The sequence below is a fragment of the Methylococcus mesophilus genome (genome assembly GCF_026247885.1).
GTDB classification, from domain to species: Bacteria; Pseudomonadota; Gammaproteobacteria; order Methylococcales; family Methylococcaceae; genus Methylococcus; species Methylococcus mesophilus.
In genome coordinates, this window is the sequence record NZ_CP110921.1 from 4,247,003 (window position 1) to 4,264,002 (window position 17,000).

Annotated in this window: 15 protein-coding genes and 2 tRNA genes; 10 read left to right on the plus strand and 7 right to left on the minus strand. The window is 62.1% G+C overall.

All coding sequences use genetic code 11. The annotated features are described in order from the left end of the window. The 6 genes from OOT43_RS19960 to OOT43_RS19985 form a co-directional block, all read right to left on the minus strand. Complete coding sequence (locus OOT43_RS19960; RefSeq protein ID WP_266022465.1) at positions 1-213, minus strand: hypothetical protein; 213 nt, start codon at positions 211-213, stop codon at positions 1-3. A 143-nt stretch (positions 214-356) separates the two neighbouring features. After that, positions 357-433, minus strand: a tRNA-Pro gene (locus OOT43_RS19965). 57 nt (positions 434-490) lie between these two features. Then, positions 491-567: transfer RNA gene (locus tag OOT43_RS19970), tRNA-Arg, on the minus strand. 26 nt (positions 568-593) lie between these two features. Beyond that, the gene (gene rep, locus OOT43_RS19975; protein ID WP_266022466.1) at positions 594-2,597 is read right to left on the minus strand and encodes a DNA helicase Rep; all 2,004 of its coding nucleotides are present in this window, start codon (positions 2,595-2,597) and stop codon (positions 594-596) included. After that, complete coding sequence (locus tag OOT43_RS19980) at positions 2,594-4,114, minus strand: YifB family Mg chelatase-like AAA ATPase (protein ID WP_266022467.1); 1,521 nt, start codon at positions 4,112-4,114, stop codon at positions 2,594-2,596. The genes rep and OOT43_RS19980 overlap by 4 nt, the downstream gene beginning before the upstream one ends. 8 nt (positions 4,115-4,122) lie before the next feature. After that, the gene (locus tag OOT43_RS19985; protein WP_266022468.1) at positions 4,123-4,374 is read right to left on the minus strand and encodes an accessory factor UbiK family protein; all 252 of its coding nucleotides are present in this window, start codon (positions 4,372-4,374) and stop codon (positions 4,123-4,125) included. A 260-nt stretch (positions 4,375-4,634) separates the two neighbouring features. On the opposite strand from OOT43_RS19985, the gene glnK reads away from it, so the two are divergent. Continuing rightward, positions 4,635-4,973: a P-II family nitrogen regulator gene (gene glnK / locus OOT43_RS19990; RefSeq protein WP_010961376.1), complete on the plus strand. Its 339-nt coding sequence runs from the start codon at positions 4,635-4,637 to the stop codon at positions 4,971-4,973. Between the two features lie 31 nt (positions 4,974-5,004). Beyond that, on the plus strand, positions 5,005-6,447 hold the full coding sequence (locus tag OOT43_RS19995) for an ammonium transporter (protein WP_317134025.1): 1,443 nt from the start codon (positions 5,005-5,007) through the stop codon (positions 6,445-6,447). Here the strand turns inward: OOT43_RS19995 and OOT43_RS20000 are convergent. Continuing rightward, a complete protein-coding gene (locus OOT43_RS20000) occupies positions 6,438-6,791 on the minus strand; it encodes a DUF1810 family protein (RefSeq protein WP_266022471.1) in 354 nt (117 codons plus the stop codon). The two genes, OOT43_RS19995 and OOT43_RS20000, sit on opposite strands and share 10 nt — an antisense overlap. Positions 6,792-7,099: 308 nt before the next feature. Between OOT43_RS20000 and OOT43_RS20005 the strand changes: the two genes are divergently transcribed. The 8 genes from OOT43_RS20005 (at position 7,100) to OOT43_RS20040 (ending at position 16,822) form a co-directional block, all read left to right on the plus strand. After that, a complete protein-coding gene (locus OOT43_RS20005) occupies positions 7,100-8,161 on the plus strand; it encodes a BLUF domain-containing protein (RefSeq protein WP_266022472.1) in 1,062 nt (353 codons plus the stop codon). A gap of 812 nt (positions 8,162-8,973) precedes the next feature. Next, positions 8,974-9,651, plus strand: coding sequence for a response regulator transcription factor (locus OOT43_RS20010; protein ID WP_266022473.1), 678 nt, complete (start codon positions 8,974-8,976; stop codon positions 9,649-9,651). Positions 9,652-9,655: 4 nt separating this feature from the next. Then, positions 9,656-10,756, plus strand: coding sequence for a HAMP domain-containing sensor histidine kinase (locus OOT43_RS20015; RefSeq protein ID WP_266022474.1), 1,101 nt, complete (start codon positions 9,656-9,658; stop codon positions 10,754-10,756). Between the two features lie 279 nt (positions 10,757-11,035). Further along, positions 11,036-12,141 (plus strand): IS3 family transposase gene (locus OOT43_RS20020; RefSeq protein WP_394358012.1). Its coding sequence is split into 2 segments (ribosomal slippage): positions 11,036-11,294 and positions 11,294-12,141, totalling 1,107 coding nucleotides; the frame shifts between segments, so codons are not numbered across the junction. 82 nt (positions 12,142-12,223) lie between these two features. After that, complete coding sequence (locus OOT43_RS20025; RefSeq protein WP_266024962.1) at positions 12,224-13,564, plus strand: efflux transporter outer membrane subunit; 1,341 nt, start codon at positions 12,224-12,226, stop codon at positions 13,562-13,564. Further along, the gene (locus tag OOT43_RS20030) at positions 13,561-14,835 is read left to right on the plus strand and encodes an efflux RND transporter periplasmic adaptor subunit (RefSeq protein ID WP_266022475.1); all 1,275 of its coding nucleotides are present in this window, start codon (positions 13,561-13,563) and stop codon (positions 14,833-14,835) included. Before OOT43_RS20025 ends, OOT43_RS20030 begins: the two co-directional genes overlap by 4 nt. 86 nt (positions 14,836-14,921) lie before the next feature. Continuing rightward, positions 14,922-15,623, plus strand: coding sequence for an ABC transporter ATP-binding protein (locus OOT43_RS20035; RefSeq protein ID WP_266022476.1), 702 nt, complete (start codon positions 14,922-14,924; stop codon positions 15,621-15,623). Continuing rightward, positions 15,614-16,822, plus strand: a complete 1,209-nt coding sequence (locus OOT43_RS20040; RefSeq protein ID WP_266022477.1) for an ABC transporter permease — start codon at positions 15,614-15,616, stop codon at positions 16,820-16,822. The genes OOT43_RS20035 and OOT43_RS20040 overlap by 10 nt, the downstream gene beginning before the upstream one ends. Positions 16,823-17,000 lie beyond the last annotated feature (178 nt).

Consider the following 17,000-nt stretch of genomic DNA (forward strand, 5'->3'; position numbering starts at 1 on the left):
TCATCGGTCTTCGGCGAACCACGGACGCTTCAAAACCCGATCTTTGGTCTGGATGTAGTACCCCTTCAGATCATCGTCTTGCCCATGATCCCAATGACGAGGGTTGAACTCCGAAGCAAAGAAGTGGCGCAGCTCGGATTTGAGGGCGGAAGCCACGGCGGTGCACGCCACCATACCTTCCAGCAAGGCCCGGTCTGAGTATTTCCGTATCACGCGGGGGCTATCCAAAGCCTGTCTGCTTCGACGAAGTACTAAGCAACTCCCATCGGATAAATTTGTTATCCCGAAAGTTATCCCGAAACAAATGAAGGCCGGTTTATTACGCCGGCCTTCATTCATAACTCTTTGATTTAATTTGGTCGGGGCGAGAGGATTCGAACCTCCGACCACCTGCACCCCATACAGGTGCGCTACCAGGCTGCGCTACGCCCCGAGATTTACCGCTTTTGCTGCGAATGTCCCCTGGTAGGGCATTCGTTCAGTCTTCAAATGGCGCGCCCGAGACGACTCGAACGTCCGACCTTTGGCTTCGGAGGCCAACACTCTATCCACCTGAGCTACGGGCGCGCTGAGCGGCGTATTATACAAATTCATCAGTCGCTTAACAAACTCCGCATTTGCGCGAGCGATGCGCGGCCGCGTTCGCGCTTGGTTTCGGGGTCTAGCGGCTGGCGGTCGGGCCATTCCAGGTCGTCCTGGGGCAGCTCGGCGAGGAAGCGGCTGGGCTCGCAGCCGATCATTTCGCCGTAGCGTTTCCGGTGGGCGCAGTAGCTCAGGGTGAGGTCGCGGCGGGCGCGGGTGATGCCGACGTAGGCGAGGCGCCGCTCTTCTTCGATGTTGTCTTCGTCGATGCTGGTCTGGTGGGGGAGGAGGTTTTCCTCCATGCCGACCAGGTAGACGTGGGGAAATTCCAGGCCCTTGGCGGCGTGCAGGGTCATGAGGCTGACCCGGTCGCCGGCGTCATCTTCCTGGTTGCGGTCCAGCACGTCGAGCAGCATGGCCTTGGCCACGGTTTCGGCGAGGCTGCGGTTTTCGCCGTCCTTCTCGGCGATGCGCTGGAGCCAGTCGAGCAGTTCGCGCACGTTGCCGAATTTGCGTTCGGCGGATTTGGCGTCGTTGCTGTTTTCCCGCACCCAGCTTTCGTAGCCGATCGCACCGATGAAGTCATCGACGACCTTGAAGGTGTCGCCGCGGGCGGTGCGGTCGGCGGTATCGGCGATGTGCTCGCCGAAGCGGCGCAGGCGCTGGACGGCGTTGGCGGGTAGGGATTGCTCGAGGCCCAGTTCGAAGCAGGCGGCATACAGGCTGATGTGGCGGCGGTTGGCGTACTGGCCGAGCTTTTCCAGCGTGGTGGGGCCGATCTCGCGGCGCGGGACGTTGACGATGCGCAGGAAGGCTGCATCGTCGTCCGGATTCACCAGCAGGCGCAGGTAGGCCATGACGTCCTTGACCTCCGTGTACCCGAAGAAGGACATGCCGCCGCTGATGTGATACGGGACGCTGAATTCGCGCAAGGTCCGCTCGAACAGGCGCGACTGGTGGTTGCCTCGGTAGAGGATGGCGTAGTCGGCGAACTGGGTGTTGTGGCGGAACTTGTGGTGCACGATGTCGGCCGCGATCTGGCGCGCCTCGGCGATTTCGTCGCGGTGCTTGAGCACCCGGATCGGGTCGCCATGGCCCATCGCGCTCCACAGCTTCTTTTCGAAGATGTGGGGGTTGTTACCGATGAGCTGGTTGGCGGCCTTGAGGATGCGGCCCATGGAGCGGTAGTTCTGCTCCAGTTTGATGACCTTGAGCCGGGGAAAGTCGTTGCGGAGCTGGGCCAGGTTTTCCGGCTGGGCGCCGCGCCAGGCGTAGATGGACTGGTCGTCGTCGCCGACCACGGTGAACTTGCCTAAGGTTCCGGTGAGCAGCTTGATGAGTTCGTACTGGGTCTGGTTGGTGTCCTGGTATTCGTCGACCAGCAGGTAGCGGACCTGGTTGCGCCATTTGTCCAGTACCTCCGGGTGCTGCTGGAACAGCATCACCGGCAGCAGGATCAGGTCGTCGAAGTCGACCGCGTTATAGGCCTTCATGTGGCGCATGTAGGCTTCGTACAGCTCGGCGGTCTCGGCCGCGCCGGGCTCGGCGACCAGGCCGGCGCGGTCGGGCGTGACGAAGCGGTTCTTCCAGCGCGAGATGCGGGAGGCGTAGGCATCGACTTCTTCCGGGTCGAAGCGGTGGTCGCCGTGGCGGACCAGTTCCCGCAGCAAAGCCTGCCGGTCCTGTTCATCGAAGATCGAGATGGCCGCCTTGAGTTCCAGCGCCTTGTGTTCGCGCCGGACGATTTCCAGCCCGAGGGCGTGGAAGGTGGAGACCGTGAGCCCCCGCAGTGACTTGTCGTCGGCCAGCTTGCCGACCCGGCTCTTCATTTCGCGCGCGGCCTTGTTGGTGAAGGTGACGGCGACGATGTGGCGGGCCGGCGTACCCTGGCGGATCAGGTAGGCGATCTTCTCGGTGATGACGCGGGTCTTGCCGCTGCCGGCGCCGGCGATCACGAGCAGGGGGCAGTCCAGCGTGGTGACCGCCGCACGTTGCTGGGGATTGAGGCCGTTCATCGGGCGGCGGGAGCCCGGTCGAGACGCCGGTAGCTGATGGCTTCGCCGATGTGGGCGGAGGTGATCGCCTCGCTGCCGGCGAGATCGGCGATGGTGCGGGCGAGCTTGAGGATACGGTGATAGGCGCGGTGCGACAGGTTCAGCCGCGCCATGGCCTGTTCCAGCAAGGTGCGTCCCGCGCCGTCGGCAATGCAGTGGCGCTCGATCTGGCGCGGCGTGAGCAGGGCGTTGGGCTGGCCGCTGCGGTGAAGCGCCTTTTCGCGGGCGGCGATCACGCGGGTCCGGACCGCGGCGCTGGATTCTTCGCTTGTGGGGGCGGCGTCCAGCAGAGCGGCAGGATCCTGCCGCGGCACGTCGATGTGCATGTCGATCCGATCCAGCAGGGGGCCGGAGATGCGCATCCGGTAGCGCGAGACTTGTTCCGTCGAACAATGGCATCGTCCGGAGGCATCGCCCAGATAACCGCAGGGGCAGGGATTCATCGCGGCGATGAGCTGGAACCGGGCCGGGAAGTCCAGCCGTTGGGCGGCGCGGGAGATGGTGATGCCGCCGCTTTCCAAGGGCTCGCGCAGGACTTCCAGGACGCGCCGGTCGAATTCCGGCAGCTCGTCCAGGAACAGCACGCCGTTGTGGGCCAGCGAAATCTCACCGGGCTTGGGCGCGCTTCCTCCGCCGACCAGCGCCGGGGCGGAGGCGGTGTGATGGGGCGCACGGTACGGCGGGCGGCGCCAGGCCGCCGGGTCGAAGGACATGCCGCTGACCGAGGCGACCGCCGCGGTTTCCAGCGCTTCCGTCTCGGTCAGGTCGGGCAGGATGCCGGGCATGCGCGAGGCCAGCATGGATTTGCCGGTGCCGGGCGGGCCCAGCATCAGCAGGTTGTGGCGGCCGGCGGCCGCGATTTCCAGGGCGCGCTTGGCCTGGAACTGGCCGCGGACTTCGGCGAGATCGGGAAATTCCTCGCTGGCCGGAACCGCTACGGTGCGCGATTCGGCGGCGGCGAGAGGGCGGCTGCCGTCCAGATGGGCGCACACGTCGAGCAGATGGCGGGCCGGGAGCACGCAGGCGCCGGAGACCAGGGCCGCTTCGCCGGCGTTGTCCCAGGGGACGATCAGGTTCCGCTCGGCGCGGCGCGATTGGAGGGCGACCGGCAGGGCGCCGGGCACCGGGCGCAGCTCGCCGGTCAGGGCCAGTTCGCCGACACATTCCATATCCGCCAGCCGATCGGCGCGGAGCTGCTTGGACGCGGCCAGGATGCCGAGGGCGATGGGTAGGTCGAAACGGCCGCCTTCCTTGGGCAGATCGGCCGGAGCCAGATTGACCGTGATGCGCTGGGCGGGAAATTCGAAGCCGGTGGTGATCAGCGCGCCGCGCACCCGGTCCTTGCTCTCGCGCACGGCGGTTTCCGGCAGCCCCACGATGGTGAGGTTGGGTAGGCCCGGGGCGATGTGGACTTCCACGGTGACTTCCGGCGCCTCGATGCCCTGGCGGGCCCGGCTGTGGACGATGGCGAGCGCCATGGCCGGAATCAGGCCGGAGGCAGTTGTTTTTCCAGTTCGGCGATGCGGGCCTCGAGTTGTTCCAGGCGGGTGCGGGCCCGTTCCAGCACGGCGCGCTGTACATCGAATTCTTCCCGGCTCACCAGGTTGAGGCGGCTGAGCGCGCTTTGCAGCACGGCCTGGAAATTTTTTTCCAGTTCGTCGCGGACGCCGAGAAGCCCAGTGGGCACGGCGTCAGCGAGGCGTCTGGAAAGTTCGTCGAGAGTGGTCTTGTCAATCATGACGGTCCGCCTGGAGGTTCGGAATGGGTAATGGCTGGATGTGCGCCAGCGCGCCTTAAATTGGTGCGTAATGTTGCCGTTGTTTGACAACAAAGGTGCAATTTGTCTGGTGCTTGACGATATATCGGCTCTCGGATGCTCTTTATTCCCTGTGGCATGGCTCATGCTTTTCATCCAGTGGAGCCATCGGATCGCGCCCGGCCCGCCCGGCTAAAGAGGCGTGAGGCCGACCGTGTAATACTTCAACCAAGGAGACCTGCATGAAATTCGTTACCGCTATACTCAAGCCATTCAAGCTTGACGACGTCAGGGAGGCCCTGTCCGAGGTCGGCATCACCGGCATCACGGTCACCGAAGTCAAGGGATTCGGAAGACAGAAAGGGCACACCGAATTATACCGTGGCGCGGAGTACGTCGTGGACTTTCTGCCCAAGGTGAAACTCGAAGTGGCGATCACCGACGACCAGCTTGAGGCCGTCATCGACGCGATCACCAAAACGGCCAATACCGGCAAGATCGGCGACGGCAAGATTTTCGTGGCCGATCTCGAACAAGTCGTCCGGATTCGCACCGGAGAGACCGGTCCGGATGCCCTGTAACCACAATAGCGGACGATAGGAGACCCCTCAAATGAAAAAAATCCTGACTTCCCTGGCCGGCTTGGCGTGCCTCGGTTTCGGAACCACGGCGATGGCCGAAGGCGTTGGCGAGATCGTCGAAACCGTCGTCGAGGCCGTCCAGCAAGCCGTTGCCCCTGCCGCGCCGACGCCGGACAAGGGCGATACGGCCTGGATGATCGTCGCCACGGTGCTGGTGACCATGATGGTGATTCCCGGCCTCGCGCTGTTCTACGGCGGCATGGTCCGCGCCAAGAACATGCTCTCCGTGCTGATGCAGGTCTTCGTGATCTTCTCTTTGATGGCGGTGCTCTGGGCCGTCTACGGCTACAGCATCGCGTTTACCGAAGGCAGCGCTTTCTTCGGCGGCCTGGACAAGGCTTTCCTGGCGGGCGTGACGCCCAATTCGGTCGCGGCGACCTTCAGCAAGGGCGTGGTGATCCCCGAGCTCATCTATGTCGCGTTCCAGCTGACCTTCGCCTGCATCACGCCGGCCCTGATCGTCGGCGCCTTCGCCGAGCGTATGAAGTTCAGCGCGGTGCTGCTGTTCATGGTGCTGTGGTTCACCTTCTCCTATCTGCCGATCGCCCACATGGTGTGGTACTGGGCCGGGCCCGACGCCTACACCGATGCCGCGGCGGGCGAAAAGGCGGCGGCGACCGCGGGCTTCCTGTTCCAGAAAGGCGCGCTCGACTTCGCCGGCGGCACCGTGGTCCACATCAATGCGGGCATTGCCGGCCTGGTGGGCTGCCTGTTGGTGGGTAAGCGCATCGGCTTCAAGAAGGAAGCGATGGCGCCGCACAGCGTTCCCATGACCATGATCGGCGCATCGCTCCTGTGGGTCGGCTGGTTCGGTTTCAACGCCGGTTCCAACCTCGAAGCCACCGGCACCGCCGCCTTGGCCTTCGTCAACACCATGCTGGCCACCGCCGCCGCCACCCTAGCTTGGTCGGCCGTGGAATGGATCGCACGCGGCAAGCCGAGCATGCTGGGCGGCGCTTCCGGCGCGGTCGCCGGCTTGGTCGCCATTACTCCGGCCTGCGGTTTCGTCGGTCCAATGGGTTCGATCGTGCTGGGTCTGCTGGCAGGGGCGGTGTGCTTCTGGTCCGTGACCAGCCTCAAGAACGCGCTGGGCTATGACGATTCGCTGGACGTGTTCGGCGTCCACGGCGTCGGCGGCATCATCGGCGCGCTGGGTACCGGCATCTTCGCCTCGCCCGCCCTCGGCGGCGCCGGCGTCTATGATTACGTCGCCAATGCCGTTGCCGAATACGATATGGTGACCCAGGTCATCAGCCAGGCTTGGGGCGTGGGCCTCACCATCGTGTTGAGCGGCGTGGTGTCTCTGGTCTCCTACAAGATCGTCGACCTGCTGGTCGGCCTCCGGGTTTCCGAGGAGACCGAGCGCGAGGGACTGGACGTCCGGGAACACGGCGAAACCGCCTATCACCTCTGATCCTGGTTCTTTTCCGGAATACCCCTGGCAGCGCATCGAAAGATGGGCTGCCAGGGACATTTGCCGTGGAGGCGGCGGGCTAGGCCTTCAACGCTCGCTGCGGCCTCCGCAACCCATCTCCCTTCCTCGATGTCATCTGCGCGAGGATTGGCCTGGCCTCTGCCGTCCCGTTTCCCGTCGAAAAACTTCTCCAGCACCGGCACGAGCGGTGCCTTTTCCATCGCTACGGCCTCGAAGAGGGTCAGCGACGACCGCAGTTTCCCCGCATCGACGCGACCGAAGACCTCTTTCGCGTAATCGGTCTCCAACTCATGAAGCGCGGAAACGTATTCACTGAGCCGCATTCCCGACATTTCCAGGCCAAATTGGGTCTGTTCAGAGCTTCCTTAGCGCATCTTTCCTGTGACGACTCAACGAAACGGCAACTGCTGCATGGGGGGCCGCGCGAAACGACTTCGCCCAGGCCCTCTGCTGCACCGCGACCCTTGACTTCACCTGGCAGGCCGGGGAGTTTTCACGTCCCGCAGATTCACCCGGCGCCGTCAGTGGAATACAATCCCCTTGAATCAAAATCCAGGCAAGACGCTGCGCCTATAAGTTACGGCCGGCGTCAACCGATGGGCCTTATCAAAATTCCCTAGCCGTAACTCTCATGAAAAGAGTCATCTATGTCAGCTCCAAAGCCGACACACTGACGGAGCACGATCTTGAGGATATTTCGGAAATATCGCGGCGGAATAACGCGGAACTTGGAATTACGGGGCTGTTGATTTCAGCTCACAGATATTTTTTCCAATTCCTGGAGGGAGGGGAATCCGCTGTCGAGCAGCTTCTCAAACGTATCCAGCAGGACCCTAGGCACAACCATTTTCTGATCCTCAAGGTTGAGGAAAATTTAGAAAGCCGAATGTTTCCGGAATGGTCAATGCGTATTATCGATCTCGACGAGATGAATAATGCCATTCTTGACCCCATCAGAATCATGCTCGAGAATATTACCCAGTCCCATCGCATCATCGAAAGGTATACCCAACCGTCGATTATCAAATTCATCACCGAGGGTGTTAATCCACTCGATATTCCTATCCGCAAAACCGAGAAAATTGTTCTATTCGGAGATATGGTTGGTTTTTCCTATCTCTCGGAAAATTTTCCAGTTGAGGAAGTCGCCGAAGTCGTGAATGAGTTTCTCGAAGTGTGTTCGCAGGAGATCGTCGATCAAGGTGGTGAAGTTACCAAATACATAGGCGATTGCGTGATGGCGCACTTCACTCCGGATCAAGGGGACAACGCCATCGGTACCTGCCTCAATCTCGCGCGGAAGCTGCGCGTCATCCGGGAATCTGCGGGGAGATGCCGCTTGAGCCGCTTTCTATATTGCGGTTTTGGACTGTCGATGGGAATGGTAATTCAAGGCAATATTGGATCGTCGATAAAATTAGACTACACCGTGCTCGGGGACGCCGTCAATATCGCAGCGCGGCTGGAAAGCCTGACACGGGAGCTCAGACGGATGATAGCGCTCACCGCGCCGGTCAAACTGGCTGCCAGGAAAAACTGGTTTTTTGAAAATGTCGGGGACTTTAAGTTCAAAGGACAAGAAAAGAAAATGCCCGTATATTCGGTCCTCCATCCGGATACAGCCGATTTTCCTGACCACCAGCAACTCGTCATGGCTATGCGCCGGCTACGCGTCAATAATGGATCGTGGTAACCGATCCGGCGTTATTGACATCTCCTTAAAATAGCTTCTGCCGCTGCGTGTCTATCGTTGCGGGGGGGGCAGGTATTTAAAAGCAGGACGCCCCCACAAATTCTGTCTCCCTGGCAAGACTATTACACATCGAGCTGTCAGCTGTCTGTATCATCTCGCGTGCGGCAATCCGCGCGAGGATATGTATCTGTCCGAGTCGCGAAAATTTACTGATGATCCTCGCGCGGGCAAAATTTTAGCGCACATTTCCGGCGATCACTCAACGATAGCTATCGTCGATATAATCGGCGTACATTATACTGCAGTCAGCCGGGCGGTAATGGCGTCTGCAACCAGTGGGTATATTATTTCGCAAGACCTTACCCTGGATTGCCCTCATCCGCGTCACCTCATAGGCCGAACTCAAATAGCGGATTTTGAAAGGCATCGCCGAGTTCGACGACGCCCCTGTTCCGTTCCGCCGGAAAAATTCGACTCCAGGCTTGTATGATTTGCGGCTTTTCTCATAGAACGTCCGACTAGTGCCAGGTTCACTGAGGATGTTGGCGCGTCAGCTCCGTTCAAAAAGGTAGACCTCAAGCTGGAAATTTGGACGCGAGTTTCTCGCCCGTAACTTCTACTTAGGGTACCCAGCTGCGCTCTGGAAGCTCTCACATCCGGCGTTGTCCGTCGAAAGCGGTCTCCAGCTAGGGAAATGTGACTTCAGCGACGAGCCAGGCGGAATGTAAAGGTGGGTAAAAATTACCAGGGCCATCTATTTCTCTGGCGTGGCTTGGTTATCATCGGGCCACAATGATGAGGAGTTCCGAACGATGAACGTGCTGCTGGTGGACGACGACGTGGAACTCGCCGGAATGCTGGCGGAGTATCTGCGGAGGGAAGGCTTCCAAGTGCTGGCGGTGCCCAACGGTGAAAGTGGCGTGGCCGAGGCCCTGTCCGGTCGCCACGATATCGTCGTACTCGATGTGATGATGCCGGGTATGGGCGGCATTGAGGCGCTGACCCGCATACGCTTGGAAAGTCGACTGCCGGTGCTGATGCTGACGGCCAAGGGCGATGATCTCGACCGCATTTTCGGCCTCGAACTCGGCGCCGACGACTACGTGCCCAAACCCTGCACCCCGAGGGAGCTGACCGCCCGCATCCGTGCCATTCTGCGTCGTACTCAAGGTATCACCGAGGTTCCGGCCACGCTGGAGGTTGGTCCGCTGACCCTGCACCCACGCAAGCGCGCCGCGCTCTGGGAGGGACAACCTTTGGACCTGACCAGTACCGAATTCAACCTGCTGGAAGTCTTGGCCCGCCATGCCGGCCGGGTGGTCGACAAGGCCGAATTGTCCCAGAACGGTTTGGGGCGGCCATTAGCCCGCTTCGACCGCAGCATCGATGTGCATCTGAGCAGCATCCGCCAGAAGCTGGCCCCCAGGCCGGACGGCGAGTCCTGGATTCAGACGGTGCGGGGCCGGGGTTATCTCTTGGTCCGGGAGTAAGCCGATGGGACGGCTGTTCTGGAAATTCTTCTTCGCACTCTGGCTGGCGCAGCTCACTGCCGGCCTCGGCATGTGGGCCGGAGTCCGCTGGCAATCGCCGGACATTCCAGGGACGGCGGTCGGCGCGGACGCGATCCCGTCCCAGGCTGCTCATAAAGGGCCCCCGGGAGGTCCGCTCGTGCCCATCGTGGCGGGTTTTCTCACCAGTGTGATGTTCAGCGCCGGGCTCGCCTGGTATCTGTCCAAGCCTATCCGCCATCTTCGATCGGCATTTGGCGCCCTGGCGGAAGGCCAATTGGCCACGCGAGTGGGTCCGGCCATGGGACGGCGGCGGGACGAACTGGCCGATCTCGGCCGGGCTTTCGATGACATGGCCGATCGGATCGGTACCCTGGTGGATGCGCAACGGCGACTTCTTCACGACGTTTCCCACGAATTGCGCTCGCCTCTGGCCCGTTTGCACGCAGCCATCGGCCTGGCCCGGCAGCAACCCGAGGAGACGAACGCCAGCTTCGACCGCATCGAGCGCGAGGCGGGACGTTTGGACGATCTGGTGGGTGAGGTGTTGACCCTGTCCCGGCTGGAGGCCGGAGTCCTCGGCGCGAGGCCTCGGGACTTCGATCTCGGCGAACTGCTCGACGCCATCCTGACGGATGCCCGTTTCGAGGCGGCCGCCAAGGGCGTCGCGGTCCAATGCGCAGGGTTGGACGCGTCGGAAATGCCCGTCCGTGGCCATGCCGAACTGATCCTCCGGGCCATCGAAAACATCGTTCGCAATGCCATCAAGCACACGCCACCGGGCAGCACTGTAACGGTTGAACTCGCGCCTGCCGCGGACGAACGCCACTTAGGGCTAGCGGTCACGGACCAAGGGCCCGGCGTGCCAGAAGCTCAGCTGGGGTCCATCTTCGAACCGTTTTTTCGGGGTGCCGACGACCCTTCGGGTTACGGATTGGGGTTAGCCATTGCGCACCGGGCCGTGGCGGCCCACGGCGGTTCGATCAACGCCAGGAACCGGCCTTCCGGCGGTCTCCGAGTCAATCTGGTCTTGCCGAAGAACCTCCCAAGAGACCTATCGCAACCCCCTGAAAAGAAGCGCTCGTAAGTTCAAAACCGTGCGGCATCTTTACAAAGATTTACCCCTCCCTAACCCTGTTTCACACGGGGTTCTCCCACAATGGAGCCATGAATCGACATGGCCCCATACCCAAGACGACGTCCCCGATGCGTTTTGTACCGCTCGCATTGAGCATGACCCTGCTGGCCGGCTGTGCAGGGCTGTTCCCCATGGTCGGGCCGGATTATCAAAAGCCGGCGCTCACCCTGACCTGCTCCCCGAGATTAGTCCGGTCGTGATGTAGAGTCTGCCTCGATAGGAGGCAGCATGAAGAAGCGTTTCACCGAAGAACAGATCATTGGCATCCTGAAGGAAGCCGAAGCCGGCCTAAAAGTAGCGGAGCTGTGCCGCAAGCACGGGCTCAGCGAGGCGACGTACTACAACTGGAAAGCGAAATACGGCGGCCTGACAGTGTCGGATGCGCAGCGGCTCAAGGCACTGGAGACCGAGAATGCCCGGCTCAAGCGCCTGCTGGCGGAGGCGATGCTGGACAATGCTGCGTTGAAAGAGGTTGTAGGCCGAAAGTGGTAAGCCCACAAGCCAAGAGGGTGGCGGTCTCCCATCTGATGACAAAGCACCAGATGGGCGTCACGCGGGCTTGTGGGCTGATCGGTATTTCTCGGTCGCTGTATCGCTACGAAGCTAAGCGGCCAGCAGACCAGGAGCTCAAGGAACGACTGTGCGAATTGGCAGCGCAGAAGCGGCGCTATGGGTATCGCCGGCTGCACGTGCTACTTTGCCGAGAGGGTTGGGAAATCAACCGAAAGCGCACCTATCGCGTGTATCACGAGGCCGGCCTGATGGTCCGCAAACGAAAGCGGAAGCGCATTGCCGGCGTGGAGCGCCAAATCAAGGTCGCGCCATCGGCGCCTAACGAGAGTTGGTCTATGGACTATGTTTCGGACGGTTTGGCCGATGGTCGGCGGCTGCGGTGCCTGAATATCGTCGATGACTTCACGAAGCAGTGCTTGGCCATCGAAGTCGATACTTCGCTGCCTGGCAGACGTGTAGTCGGTGTGCTGCAACGGCTGGCAGAGATCCGCGGATTGCCCAAATCAGTCACCGTCGACAACGGCCCCGAGTTTGCCGGCAAGGCTTTGGATGAATGGGCCGATAGCCAAGGACTGTGCTTGAGCTTCATCCAGCCAGGTAAGCCACAGCAGAACGCCTACATCGAAAGCTTCAACGGCAAATTCCGGGATGAATGCCTGAACGAGCATTGGTTCGTCTCGATGTGCCATGCTCGCCAAGTCATTGAGGAGTGGCGTCGGGAATACAATGAGCAACGCCCCCACAGTTCGTTGGCTTACCTGACGCCAGATCAGTTTGCAGACACATTTTTAACCGCAGACTCTATGTCCGTTTCGGACTAAATCGGGGAGCAGGTCAACCCCGCCATCCCACTGGTCGGACGATGCGGCAGCAAGCCCAAACGCCTCAGTAGCCGGCTCCCGGATCGTCCATTGGTGGCGGCAATTGGGCGATTCGCAACTGGACAAGCTGATCGACGCAGCTTTGGCAGGCAACCTCGATCTCCGCCTTGCGGAGGCCCGCCTTCGGCAGGCCCGCTTCAGCCGGGAACAGGCCGAAGCCAATCTATATCCCACGTTGAAGGCTACCGGCGACATTACCCAGCGTGAGATCGGTGGATGGGGTACCGGAAACCAATCCTCCAGCACCGACCTAGGGGCCGGCATCGGGTCCGGAGGCATCGGCTCGACGGTCGCCGGCACTGAATATAACGCCGGGTTCGACGCGGGTTGGGAAGTCGACCTTTTCGGCGGTAACCGGCGCGGCATTGAAGCCGCGACCGCCGATCAGGACGCGACTGAGGCGCGCTTGAACAACACCCGGGTCAGTTTGGCCGCCGAGGTGGCGCGGAACTATGTCGAGGTCCGATCCTATCAGCGCCGGCTGACCATCGCCCGGGACAACCTGGCGACCCAAAGCGATACCCTGCAAATCACCGAATGGCGCTACCAGGCCGGCTTGACGACGGCAAGCGATGTCGAGCAGGCCCGAACCAACCGTGAGCAGACCCGCGCCGGCATTCCCGACCTGGAGGTCGGCCAGCGAACCGCGGAAAACAGGCTGGCAGTCTTGCTGGGCCGCAATCCGGGCGATCTGCACTACGAATTGGCCGAGCCCAGAGATTTGCCGGCCTTGCCCGCCACCCTCGCCACGGGCATTCCCGCCGACGTATTGCGCCAGCGCCCCGACGTGATCGCCGCCGAACGCACGCTGGCCGCCGAGACCGCTCGGGTTGGACAGAAGCTGGCAAAGCGTTTCCCCAGCCTGAATCTGAGCGCTTCCCTCAACTGGTATACCTTCGCATCGTCCGGGATTACCGCTGCGATTCAGACGGTGGGCGCCAGCCTGGCGACGACCCTCTTCGACGCCGGCCGCCTGCGCACGGCAGTGGACATCCAGAGCGCAGTCCAGGAACAGGCGCTCATTTCCTACAGAAACAGCGTGTTGACCGCCCTGGAAGAGGTTGAGAATGCACTGAAATCCTACGCCGCCGGCCATGAACGAGTCGATGCCCGGCGCATAGCGGCCGGAGCCGCGCAGAACGCCGCGCAGCTGTCGCGCCAGCGCTATGAGGCCGGACTCGCCGACTTCGAGGACGTGTTGATCACCGAGCGCACCCGGCTGACCGCCGAGGACAATCTAGCGCTCGCCGAAGCGGAACTGCGGACCAGCCTGATCTCGCTTTACAAAGCGCTGGGCGGCGGCTGGGAGGAAACCGCCGGCACCTCCGTCTCTTCCAATACAGAGCATCGGACACCCTCATGACACACCACCCGCAAAATTCGCCGGACGCCCTGCAAACCATCCTCGACGCCGCTCCCAAACGCCGGAGCAGACACTGGTGGCGGCTGGCCGTTGTTGCTGTGGCTTTGCTGCTGCTCGCCCGGCTGCTCATACCCGGCGGATCCGAAGCCGGCGGCCGGTATCTCACCGAAGAGGCGGCGATCGCCGACCTGGTAGTCACCGTCTCGGCCAGCGGCACCCTCGAACCAACGACCTCGGTAGATGTCGGCAGCGAGATGTCCGGCACCATGGCGGAGGTACTGGTCCAGGAAAATGACAGGGTGAGGAAAGGCCAATTGCTGGCCCGGCTCGATCTCGCAAAGCTGAGCGACTCCGTCATCCGCTCGAAGGCCTCGCTGACGGCGGCGGAAGCCTCGGTGGCCCAGAGCCGGGCCACGTTGGCCGAGGCTAGGGCGGCGCTGTCGCGGATGCGTCACGTGGCGGAGACTTCCGGCGGCAAGGTGCCGGCGAAGACCGAACTGGAGACGGCCGAAGCCACCCTGCAACGGGCCATCGCCAACGAAGCCAATGCCAGGGCCGCCGTGGTCCAGGCGCAAGCGGCCGTGAAGACCGACGAAACCAACCTGGCAAAAGGAACCATTCGATCTCCGGTCGATGGTGTGGTCCTGGCGCGGAAGATCGAGCCCGGTCAGACCGTGGTTTCCGCCATGACCATCCCGGTGCTGTTCACGCTGGCGGAAGACCTCACCCAAATGGAATTGCAGGTTAAGGTGGACGAGGCCGATGTCGGCAACGTGAAGGTCGGACAGCCCGCCACCTTCACTGTTTCCGCGTGGCCGGGACGCAACTTTCCGGCCAGCATACAGCGTGTCGGTCTCGGGTCGACGATCACCGACAACGTAGTGACCTACAAGACCGTGCTCGAGGTCCGTAACAACGATCTGGCCCTGCGACCGGGCATGACCGCAACGGCGTCCATCGTCACCGCCAGGCGCGAAAACGTGCTGCTGGTGCCGAATGCCGCCTTGCGCTTCACGCCGCCGGAGGCCAGCGAGCCGAAACGGACCGGTGGAATCGTCAACCGTCTTCTGCCGCGTCCCCCGGCCGAGCCGAAAAAGCGGAACGGCACGACCAAATCCGGTGCCCCGCAGGTCTGGGTGCTCGACAACCAACAGCCCAAAGCCGTCCCGGTCAAGACCGGCGTCAGCGACGGCCGATGGACCGAAATCGTGGGCGGCGACATAAAGCCGGGCATGGCTGTGATTACCGAGTACCAGGAGGCAAAGCCATGAGTCCGGCGGAGGCTTCGCTGCTCATCAAGCTACGAAGCATCACCAAAATTTATGGCGCGGTCTTTTGTGTAAACGGAGGAATAGTTATGTACGAGATCGAACTGCGCGGCGTCACCAAGACTTATGGCGAGGGGCAAGCTGCCTTCCAGGCCCTGCGCGGCATTGACCTCCGCGTCGCCGCCGGCGAGTTCGTTGCCGTGATGGGGCCGAGCGGCTCCGGCAAGTCGACGGCGATGAACATTCTCGGCTGCCTGGATACGCCCAGCACAGGCGAGTACCTGTTTCGCGGCATCCACGTTGAGCGGCTCGACCGCAACCAGCAAGCGCTGTTGCGCCAGCACTGCTTAGGGTTCGTCTTTCAGGGCTTCAACCTCCTGCCCCGCACCTCGGCGCTGGAAAACGTCGAGTTGCCACTGCTTTATCGCGGCGAGCAGGCCGCTGCCCGGCACGCGGCGGCGCGGGAGGCGCTCGCCCGCGTAGGCTTGGCGGGCTGGGAATCGCATACTCCGGCCGAGCTTTCCGGCGGGCAGCAACAACGCGTCGCTATTGCCCGCGCCATCGTGACCCACCCGGCGATGCTGCTAGCCGACGAGCCGACCGGCAACTTGGATACCCAGCGCAGCCACGAAATCATGGAACTGCTGGTGGCGCTGAACCGGGACCAGGGCATCACCATCCTCATGGTCACCCATGAGCCGGACATGGCGGCTTATGCCCGGCGCACCGTTCATTTCGTCGATGGTCGGGTGGCCAAGGACGAAATCAAAGGAAATGCCGCATGTTCCTGAACACCCTGCTGCTCGCACTGCGCGCGATTCGCCGCAATCTGATGCGGTCCTTCCTCACGACACTCGGCATCGTCATCGGAGTTGCCGCGGTGGTGACCATGGTGACGCTGGGCCAGGGTGCGACGCAGATGGTTTCCGACCAGATTTCCAGCCTCGGCAGCAATCTGGTGATGGTGCTTCCGGGCCAGCGGCTGGGACCGGGGAGCGCGAGCGTGGGGGCTCCGAACTTCAAGAAGGCCGATGTCGAGGCGATCCGGACACAGATCGGCGGTTTACGGGAAGCGGTGTCGGTGGTCGGCAGTCCGGTGACGCTGGTTGCCGGCAACAACAACTGGTCGACCACGGTCAACGGCACCACCAACGCCTATCTCCTCGCCGGCAACTGGAAGCTGGCCGCCGGCCGGGCGTTTCTGGACGACGAGGAACGCGCCGGCAAGGCCGTTTGCATCATCGGCGCCACCATCAGGAAGGAGTTGTTCGGCAGCCGCAATCCTTTGGGCGACGAAATCCGCGTCAAGACCTTCGCCTGCCAGGTGATCGGCCTCCTCGCCGCCAAAGGGCAGGGCGCGATGGGCTCGGACCAGGACGACACGGTGCTCATGCCGATCAATACCGTGCAGCGTCGGCTGACGGGGAGCCTGGAGATTTCCACCATCATGATTTCGCTGAAAGACGGTACCAGTACCCAGGCCGCCATGTCGCAAATCCACTCGCTGCTGCGCGAACGCCGCAAGCTGGCAGAAAACGAGAATGACAACTTCAACATCATGGATACCAAGCAGATCGCGGAGACGCTCTCCGGCACCGTCGGCACGATGACCGCTCTGCTCGGTGCGGTGGCCGCGGTGAGCCTCCTGGTGGGCGGTATCGGCATCATGAACATCATGCTGGTTTCGGTGACCGAAAGGACGCGCGAAATCGGCATCCGCCTCGCCATCGGCGCCTTGGAACGCGAAGTGCTGCTGCAATTTCTGATCGAGGCGGTGGCGCTCTCTTGCTTGGGCGGATTGGTCGGCATCGTGCTGGCCTTCGTGGCCTGCCTTGGTCTGTCATCGCTGATGCACGTGCCTTTCGTGTTCAATCCGGGAATCAACCTTTTGGCGTTTTGGTTCTCGGCCATCATCGGCGTTCTGTTCGGCTTGATGCCGGCGCGGCGGGCGGCGCGGCTCGACCCGATCGTCGCGTTGCGGCATGAGTGAGGGCCGAGTGTCGACGGCGGGGGAGGGCCGGTATCGCTAACCTTTTTGTGAGCGTTTTCCACCTCCGCCAGGAGACCGGACTCTTGTCACCGCGATTTCAGCCTCCGGCCAGGAGCCGGTCATTGCCGGGCCCAGGCTATCCGGGCGCTTCGATGCCCGAAAGTCGGCATCCGGTAGC